Source organism: Shewanella sp. K8 (assembly GCF_028823715.1).
In the GTDB taxonomy this organism is placed as follows: Bacteria; Pseudomonadota; Gammaproteobacteria; order Enterobacterales; family Shewanellaceae; genus Shewanella; species Shewanella algae.
Genome location: NZ_JAPEHY010000088.1, coordinates 1 through 938, shown reverse-complemented (window position 1 = coordinate 938; position 938 = coordinate 1). Strand labels below are relative to the sequence as shown.

Annotated in this window: 1 protein-coding gene and 1 pseudogene; one reads left to right on the top strand and one right to left on the bottom strand. The window is 41.5% G+C overall.

The features are described 5' to 3' along the window. Positions 1-51: 51 nt before the first annotated feature. A pseudogene (locus tag ON072_RS21015) lies at positions 52-165 on the bottom strand (helix-turn-helix domain-containing protein); the annotation flags it as partial. A gap of 209 nt (positions 166-374) precedes the next feature. Between ON072_RS21015 and ON072_RS21010 the strand changes: the two are divergent. Continuing rightward, complete coding sequence (locus ON072_RS21010; protein ID WP_274626188.1) at positions 375-896, top strand: hypothetical protein; 522 nt, start codon at positions 375-377, stop codon at positions 894-896. Positions 897-938 lie beyond the last annotated feature (42 nt).

Sequence of the window (938 nt, the reverse complement as noted above, 5' to 3'; positions counted from 1 at the left end):
TTTATTGATTTATGTCAGTCTGCCTGTGAAAAGTTACCATCTTTATTGTTTCGCCACACCAGGTTCCATGCCCAACAGGATCCCCAGTTGCTTTTGGCTGATGCCTCTTGCTTTTCTTGCCTGTTTAAGTCTATGAGGCAGTGGATTAATGTGCTTTCCTGACACGTCTTCATCGTTGGTTAGTCCTGAATAACTTAGATTGTCTTAGTTTTTTCACGTAAGGTATACTAAGGAATCCTTAGCTTTTTGGGTGTTGTTGTCAAGTGCTGACCTCAACACAAGCCAGGCATGGAGTAGTTAAGCAAGGACGTAACGGGCGGAATGCCGAGGGACTACCCACGAACAACCTACATTGTGTAATGTTGGGGAATGAAATGACCCAAGAAAAAATCTATATCAATGAAACGCTTATTGCTCTTTTGAAAAGCAGAGCATTAATGCAATTTACTGTTATTGAACTACAAACAATGTATATGGAGCGAGAGTCTGAAATCACTGGCACTCAGGTGACGCAATTGATACATAGAAATCTAAACAAACTGTGCCGAGCTAACCTATTGGAAAAGAGGAAAAAGGGTAGAATTGTCCAATTTGCCAAAACTGCCCTATTTGATGACACACGCCTTAGTGCTAGGCCTGTAGCGCAGTATATAAAAAAATCTAAAAAGAATTCAGAGGCTTGTAAATTGCAAAGGCTCAAAACAAAGCTTGATGAATACCAAGCGGATTTGCATGGATATGTTGCGCAAACTGAGGAGTTCCAACGTCTGTTCTGTGAACTGCCTGAAGCAAAGAACTCCTTGTACTCCCACTATATCTACGCGCGTAACCAAAGTTCATCAATGGTCGGCAAAATTAAGGCTTTGTTAGGCTGTATCTGTATATTGGAGGGATGAACCAATAGTACAACTCGGTGGATTTGTGTTGGTAACCATCCC